Source organism: Clostridium sp. CCUG 7971 (genome assembly GCF_017590215.1).
Taxonomy (GTDB): domain Bacteria; phylum Bacillota; class Clostridia; order Peptostreptococcales; family Peptostreptococcaceae; genus Faecalimicrobium.
This window is the reverse complement of the sequence record NZ_JAFFPK010000088.1, coordinates 1-8,057: the sequence shown is the minus strand read 5'-3', so window position 1 is coordinate 8,057 and position 8,057 is coordinate 1. Positions and strand designations below refer to the sequence as shown.

Genomic DNA, 8,057 nt, shown 5'->3' with positions numbered 1-8,057 from the left:
GTTTAATTTTCAAAGTTCTTTATAACAACTTATTTGCTGTTATTTTTCGTCCTTGTCTTTCGGACAAGTATAACTATATCATCTTAAATTTATAACGTCAATACTTTTTTAAAACTTTTTTATAATTTTTATATTTAATTATAAATTCACGCTATACTTGTCCATAAAATTTACTTTTTATGCATTAATCTAGATATATTTTCATACTCTGTATGTAAGTTACTATCATAATTTAATTTAGCTGTAATATTAACTAAATGTCTATTTTTATTATGATTTACTTTTACATTATCATATCTTGCATCGTCAGAATTATCTTTTAAATAGTTTCTTAGTAGCTCTTCTCCTGATTTATTATCTGCATTGTCATATATATTAAAATAAGCAGAGTCTGCAACTTCAATAGATAGGTTGTAGCTACCATCTTCTAATTTATTTCTTTGCACCATTATATTATCCATTTTATTTTACCTCCTAAAATAATATTCTTTTTTAATTTTTCCATAATATTAATTTTTATTATATTTTTTATAATTTATTTATATAAAAAAGCCATATAGATATATATTTCAATTAATATATATTCTATATGGCTTTTCTCTAATAATAACTTTCTCTATCTCACTCATTTACACTCATACTCTTATACATGATCAGCTGCATTATATACATTTTTTAAATCCTTCTTTAGCCCTAACATCTATAACTAATAATTCTTTAGTGTTATTTATTAATTTTTCTGTCTACTTTTCATTTATTTTTTTATTCACCTTCTATAGGTACATTGAATTGTTTACTTTTTATATGCTACTTAAAATATACTAGATTCTTATTTTTAACAGTAAATCTTATTAATTCATTCTCATTAAATAAATCCTCGTTGCAACTAGCTTTTAATATACTGTCTTTGATTTTTAAATCGTAATGTGTCCTATCTCCTGAATATCTCTTTTTTACTATAATAGCTTTCGTTCCATATTCATTATTTATACTACGTATATCTATACCTTCTTTTGGTATCATTAATTCTATATTATTTATATTTTCTTTATTATTTAAATTAATCTCTATAATATTACTTTTAAATACTCCATTTTCTATATTTCCTCTTATATAATTTCTTTCACCAAATATATTTGCTACATTTTTACTTATTGGATTTTCATATAAGTTTTTTGGTGTATCAAATTGTTTTATCTCTCCATCTAACATAACAGCTATTTTATCACTCATTATTAAAGCTTCTTCTTTATCATGAGTAACTAATATTGTTGTTATATTCTTTTTTCTTTGTATATCTAATACAAACTCTCTCATTTCATCTCTTAAATTTATATCTAAATTAGAAAAAGGCTCGTCTAATAATAATATCTCTGGTTCTACTGCTAGTGCTCTTGCTATTGCGACTCTTTGCTTTTGACCGCCTGATAACTCCGATGGATATTTATTTTCATAATTATTTAATTTAACTAAGTATAATAGTTCTTTAACTTTAGAATCTATATCCTTCTTTGATACTTTCTTCATTTTTAATCCAAAAGCTATATTTTCATATACATTCATATGTGGAAATAATAAGTACTCTTGAAATACTATTACTGCATTTCTTTTTTCCGGAGGCAAATTTAAAACTGATTTATCATTAAATAATATATCCCCCTTATCTGGATTTAATAAACCTGCTATTAATTTTAAAGTTGTGCTTTTACCACACCCTGATGGACCCAATAAAGATATAATTTCACCTTTATTGATATCTAAACTTATATTTTCTAAAACTTTTGTATCATTAAAATACTTTGTCATATTAACAAGCTTAACGTATGACATAATCTTCTCCCTTATAATTGTTTAATCTAATTTATAATTTATATTATCTTGTTTGTAGTACTTGTTAACAGTTAATTCAATAAGAATTAATGCTAATAAACTAACAAGTAAGAAAACTATACTATATAATGCTGATATTGTTCTGTCACCACTTTGTATATAAGGAAACATAATCATAGGATATGTTGTTATTACTCCACCTCCTATAAGTAGTGTTAAAAAATACTGACTAAATGATATTATAAAACACATACTAGATGCTCCAATTATACCTGGCATTAAAAGAGGTAAAGTAACATATCTAAATATACTAAATTTGTCTGCTCCTAGAACTTTAGCTTGTACTTTATATTTGTTTCCTAATATTTTATATACATCGCCTATAATTCTTACTGCATATGGGATGCAAGGCAATAAGTTGATAATTATCACTCCCAATATATTATTCGCAATTCCTAATTTTATAAATATAATATGTATTCCCATTGCCACTGATGTTGTCGGAACTATTATCGGAGACAGTATAAGTATTTCTATGATTTTTTTACCTTTGAATTCATATAAGTTTAATGCATTTGCAGCTGGTATACTTATTAATATGGTTATTGTTACGACCATCATTGATATTAATATACTATTTAGTAATACCTTAACATTTTGCATATTTAGTATGTATTCAATCCCTCTAATTGAATAGTTTATCGGTATTAATTCGGGATAAGCCCATGAATTTGTAAAAGCCCATATAATTAATATTAAAATTGGAGATATTAAAATTATAATACTTAAATCAATTATTAATCTTTTTAAATTTCTCTTCATAGTAATCACCTAATATCTATCCTTATATATCTTTGAAAAAACTTTATTATATATTAAAAGCATAAAAATACTTACTCCAGATAATATAACATTTACACTCATCGCAATTGGTCTTTGCATTAAATCTGAACTAGAATAACTTATATACGCTTGTACTGATAAGGCTTTTGGTGTAGATGGACCTATTAAAAAGGGAACTTCAAATGATCCAAAAGAAAATGCAAACAGTATAATAAAAGACGATATTATACTAGGCATTGCCAATGGTAAAATTATAAATCTAAAAGCCTGAAACTTATTGGCCCCTAAATTTATAGCTACATTTTCTAAACTCTCGCTTATATTTTTTAAAATATTATAAGCAGTTATAATTACAAACGGTATTCCCTTCCATAAATATACAAGAATTATTCCTATACCATTTTCGTCTAGTACTAATTGTGTAAATTCTGATGAATCTTTTATTACTCCTAGATTATATAATATCCTTGATAAGATTCCGCTTTGAGAAAAAATCATAAATACTATAATAACTACTACTATATGAGGAACTATTATAGGTAAATTTAATAAATTTACTTTTAGTTTTGAGTACTTATTTTTAGATAATGCATAAGCTAGTAATGTACCTACTACTACACATATAAAAGATGAAATAAAAGATATTTTTAAACTAAATATAAGAGACTTTAAGAAAGTTTCATCTCTTAAAATCTCTTTATAGTAATCTAATGTAAAATTATTAAGTCCTATACTTGGAATATATCCTATACTTTGAAAAATACAATTTAATATTCCTACCCCCATTATTAATATAACTAATATACTAATTGGAGCTAGTAGTAAATATGGCTTTAATTTATTTTCCACTTTCTAAAACCTCTTTAATCCATATTTTTTCTATTATTGGAACTAAACCTGCTTTTAATTCTGGTAATGAATTTTCTATTATTATAGATTTACTAAACTTTGATTTTTCTTCTTTTGTCATTTTTTCTATATCTAATACAGTTGCATCTCCCCAATTTTTGCTATCTGACTTAGAACTTTGCGCATCTATGCTCATTAAGAAATCTGCTAAAACCATAGCACCAACTTGATTTTGAGAGTTTTTAGGTATTGCTAAGAAATGAGTATTACTTATATTACCTTTATCAAATTCTAGTATCTCTGTATCCTTGCTAAATTCTCCACTTTTAATTCTATTTAAAACTCCATTTGGTGAATATGTCATATTAAAATAAACTTCATTATCTGAATACATATTATCTAATTGAGATGAAGTTTGAGGATATGTTTTTCCTTTATTCCATAAATAAGGCTTTATTTCATTTAAGTAATCAATTGCCGGTTGTATAACTTCTTTTACCTTAGCTTCATCTTCTGGAAGATTTTTTACTTTTTCATATCCTACAATATCATATATTACATTTCTAACAAATGCACTTCCCGTGAAATCTGGTAATGCTGGGTATGTAAATTTACCTGGATACTTTTTAACTATTTCTTTTAAATTCTGAGTATTAGCCATCTTTTGAGGCACTTTAGATGAATTTTTCACTATAGCAAATTGAGCTTTGCCCCAAGGTGCTTCCATACCATCTACACTCGTTCCAAAATCAGTAGTTATATCTTTCGATTCTCCATCTATATAATTATTAAAATTTGGAAGTTTAGCTGTAAAAGGTCCAAATAATAAGTCATTTTCTTTGGCTGTTTTAAAGTTTTCTCCATTTATCCATACTAAATCTATTACACCTTTTGAGCTAGCTTGTTTTTCTGATAATAACTGATTTAATATATTATCTATATCCATACCTACTCTTTTTACAGTTATATCATATTTTTCTTTCATTTGAGGTATTACATATGTATCAAACCACTTATTCATTACCTCATCCCCACCGTATCCGTAGAAATTCACACTACTTCCTTTTGCACTTTCTAAAATTTCTTCGTAATTGTTATTTAGTATGTTTTCACTACTTTTAGTTTCTTTATTTGAACACCCTACTAAACTAATTGTAATAAACATACATAATACTAATGTTATTATTTTTTTCATATTCTTCTCCTTAATCTAGTATTTTTTTAGCTTCTAACGCCCTTTGAAAAGCTGTTATTAAAATCATAATTGAAAATATATTAGTTATTATAGGTAAATAACTAGGTAATAAAATCATTAATGAAAACATTATAAATCCTTCACTTCTTTCAGCTACTCCAGCCTGGTAATAAAATGACTTCATACCTTTTTGCTGCGTAAGCGCTCCTACTGTTAAAAATATAGTCATGGATAAAATAATACTAATAGCTAATATTATTAAATTCATTCTTATATCTATATGTCTAAATCCTATAACTAATATAATTGAAACCTCTACTATCCTATCAAAAGTTATATCCATTAAAGTCCCAAAAGAAGAGGTTTTATTTGTTTTTCTTGCCATAGCTCCATCTACTGCATCTAAGTATCCTGACACCCATAATAGTATCACTCCTATAATCTCCATATCAAAGTATACAAATACTGATGTAAGTACCCCTAATATTAGAGCTAATACAGTAACATTATTTGGAGTTAAATTTAGCTTTATAAAAAAATTAGCTCCACTCTCTATAATAGGATTTACATATTTTCTCGCATGAGTATCTAACATTTATTCCTCCTGTTCTTTATTTATATTATTTTTTATAAATTTCTTTTTTAAAATCATTGATATAAATATAAGAAGTATTAATGCTGAAATAGAAATATAAAAACTACTACTTCCTATATTTAAAGCCTGTGCACCTATATTAATAAATACAAGTATTCCTGGTACTGTACCTAAAAATGTAGCCAATATAAAATCCTTATATTTTACTTTAGTTAAACCAGCTCCATAACTTATGACATCAAATGGAAATAACGGTATTAGCCTAAGTAAAAATATAATATAAAATCCATTATTATTTATTATATTTTCTATATTATCTAATTTACCTTTTGTAAATTTTTTTACTATGTTTCTCCCTAATTTTTTTGAAATATAAAAAGATATAGTCGCTCCTATTAATGCTCCTATTGCTGTATAAATATATCCCTTATATAATCCAAATAATAATCCCCCAGATATTGCAAGAATAGAATCTGGGAACAGTGTAAGAGGTACTAATGCAAACATTATAATATATATAATTGGAGCGAAAGTTTTAAATGAACTTACATAGTCTTTTATATCACTTATACCTATATCCATCTTAAATATCTTATATACAATCAATATAAATATTATAACGAACACAATACTTATAAAATATTTTAACAAATTATTTTTATTTATCTTCATATTAAATGCCTTTCATTATTTTAATACTTTCTTAGCTTTTTTTATCCCATTGTATCTCGTTTTCCATTTTTCAATAGTAGATTTTTTATCTTGTGTAAATTTTATTTTATCTAGAACATCTTGATTAAACATAAAATCTAGTATATGAAGAGTATTCTTATCTACACTTAACATCGATTCACAACAAGATTCACAATAAGTAACTATATTATCACTTTTAGCTTCATTAGCTCTTTTTTTAGTTTGATTCATTGCTATTTTGGGATTAGTAACTCTTAGCATCCCTCCCGAACCACAACACTCACTTTTATCTTTATTTTTATTAAATTCAGCTACTTTAACTCCTAAATCATTAAGTATATCTCTAATGTAATTATGTATATCACCTTCATCTCTAATAGGACATGGGTCATGAATTAAAAATACATCTTCTACATCTTTATAATATCCTCTTAGCTCATTAGGTAATTTATACTCTATAATTACCTCCCATAAAGTCTTTACAACTACGTTTTTACTATAACTTTTTATAGTTTTAAAACAATTTGGACATGCTACTATAATTTCATCTATATTATTTTCATCAATCATAGACTGTAGCTTAGAATAATAATTATTAAACTTATCCATATCTCCCATAGATAAGGTTGGCTTTCCACAGCACCCAAATACTAAAGATAAATCTTTTATATTTGATTTTAAATAGTCATATGTATTTAAAACTATCTCATCGCTATAACTTGACAAACTACATCCTGGAAAAAATATTTTTTTACTTCCCTCTTCAATAAATTGTTTTGAAAATAATGGAGAAAAGCTACTACTTTGATGGATTTTTACTGTTTTATATCCAATATTATTTACCTCTTTATGATTCTCTTTAAATATATCTTTCCTTATATTATAAAACATTGTATTTAAATCTATATCCTTTGGACATTTTATAGTACAAACATTACATAACATACATGAATAAGGTATATTTTTGTCTATACTCTTTTCATTTATAATATCTTTTAATAATTCTTTAGGAGAAGAACTGTAATCTTTCATCATAGGACATGAGTTAAAGCATATTTTACAATCAACACAATTATTTTCATTATCTATAATCTGGGTTAATCGTTTTTCATCTAAATTTATTTTCTTCATATTGCACCTCCATCTTCAAAATAGAAATTATTGAAAATTAAATAGATTGATATATTATATCAATCTATTTAATTTGTAATATTTAATTCTGTTTAACTTGTCCATCATTATAAACTTTTTTAAGCATATAAATAAATATGCTTATAGCAAATAATGTGAGTATCCCCATCATCATTAATTTAACTCCACCAGTTAACATACCACCTACATAAGAATAAACTATCGTAGCTGGAAGTTGCCCTAATCCTGTAGCTATAAAAAATGATATAAAGCTCATTGATGTTAAACCTGCTGCATAACTTACTAAATCAAATGACATAAATGGTAAAAGTCTAGCTATTAATATTGTATGTTTTCCGTATTTATTAAAAAATTCGTCTACACTCTTAAGCGCAAACTTACTTGTAAGTTTTTCAACTGTATCCCTACCTAAAAATCTAGCTATATAAAAACATAAAACAGCTCCTGCCATGGCACTACTCCAAGATAGTATAGCTCCCATTACCCAACCAAATAATGCTGCGTTAGCAAAAGTTATAACAAATGAAGGAAGTGGAGCTGCAACTGATTGTAATATCATAAGTAAAAATGACATTACTGGTGCCCAAGCTCCAAAAGATAGTATATATTCTTTTAATCCTTCTAAATCCAACCTAACTAAATAAGATATAACTAAATCTACAGTTCCTTTAATATTTGGTAAAAATATATAAATTAATATACATAATAATATAATTCCTAGCGTTATCCAAAATGAAATTAATTTCTTACCGCTTTGTTTATTTATAATAATTCCACTCCTCTCATTGACTTTATATAAAAAATACCTAAATTTAATTATATCAAATATTTTATAGGTCATTTTATAGATTATATCTATATATGAATATATTATTATATATTTTCTCTATTATATAAAAA

General features: G+C 25.3%; 9 protein-coding genes. All 9 read right to left on the bottom strand.

Annotated features, from left to right (window positions below; genetic code table 11):
- Nucleotides 1-170 precede the first annotated feature (170 nt).
- The 9 genes from JWF52_RS12015 to JWF52_RS11975 all read right to left on the bottom strand — a co-directional run bounded on the left by JWF52_RS12015 (nt 171) and on the right by JWF52_RS11975 (nt 7,731).
- Nucleotides 171-461 carry a hypothetical protein gene (locus JWF52_RS12015; RefSeq protein WP_208333804.1) on the bottom strand — a complete coding sequence of 97 codons (291 nt, stop codon included), beginning with the start codon at nt 459-461 and terminating at the stop codon, nt 171-173.
- A gap of 346 nt (nt 462-807) precedes the next feature.
- Nucleotides 808-1,830, bottom strand: a complete 1,023-nt coding sequence (locus JWF52_RS12010) for an ABC transporter ATP-binding protein (protein WP_208333803.1) — start codon at nt 1,828-1,830, stop codon at nt 808-810.
- Between the two features lie 21 nt (nt 1,831-1,851).
- Complete coding sequence (locus JWF52_RS12005) at nt 1,852-2,652, bottom strand: ABC transporter permease (protein ID WP_208333802.1); 801 nt, start codon at nt 2,650-2,652, stop codon at nt 1,852-1,854.
- Between the two features lie 9 nt (nt 2,653-2,661).
- Nucleotides 2,662-3,522, bottom strand: coding sequence for an ABC transporter permease (locus JWF52_RS12000; RefSeq protein WP_208333801.1), 861 nt, complete (start codon nt 3,520-3,522; stop codon nt 2,662-2,664).
- Nucleotides 3,512-4,717, bottom strand: a complete 1,206-nt coding sequence (locus JWF52_RS11995; RefSeq protein ID WP_208333800.1) for an ABC transporter substrate-binding protein — start codon at nt 4,715-4,717, stop codon at nt 3,512-3,514. The genes JWF52_RS12000 and JWF52_RS11995 overlap by 11 nt, the downstream gene beginning before the upstream one ends.
- Before the next feature lie 10 nt (nt 4,718-4,727).
- Nucleotides 4,728-5,312, bottom strand: a complete 585-nt coding sequence (locus JWF52_RS11990; RefSeq protein ID WP_208333799.1) for a CDP-alcohol phosphatidyltransferase family protein — start codon at nt 5,310-5,312, stop codon at nt 4,728-4,730.
- Complete coding sequence (locus JWF52_RS11985) at nt 5,313-5,984, bottom strand: TVP38/TMEM64 family protein (RefSeq protein ID WP_208333798.1); 672 nt, start codon at nt 5,982-5,984, stop codon at nt 5,313-5,315.
- A 15-nt stretch (nt 5,985-5,999) separates the two neighbouring features.
- Nucleotides 6,000-7,136, bottom strand: a complete 1,137-nt coding sequence (locus tag JWF52_RS11980) for a (Fe-S)-binding protein (RefSeq protein WP_208333797.1) — start codon at nt 7,134-7,136, stop codon at nt 6,000-6,002.
- A gap of 82 nt (nt 7,137-7,218) precedes the next feature.
- A complete protein-coding gene (locus JWF52_RS11975; RefSeq protein WP_502711258.1) occupies nt 7,219-7,731 on the bottom strand; it encodes a TVP38/TMEM64 family protein in 513 nt (170 codons plus the stop codon).
- Nucleotides 7,732-8,057: the final 326 nt, after the last annotated feature.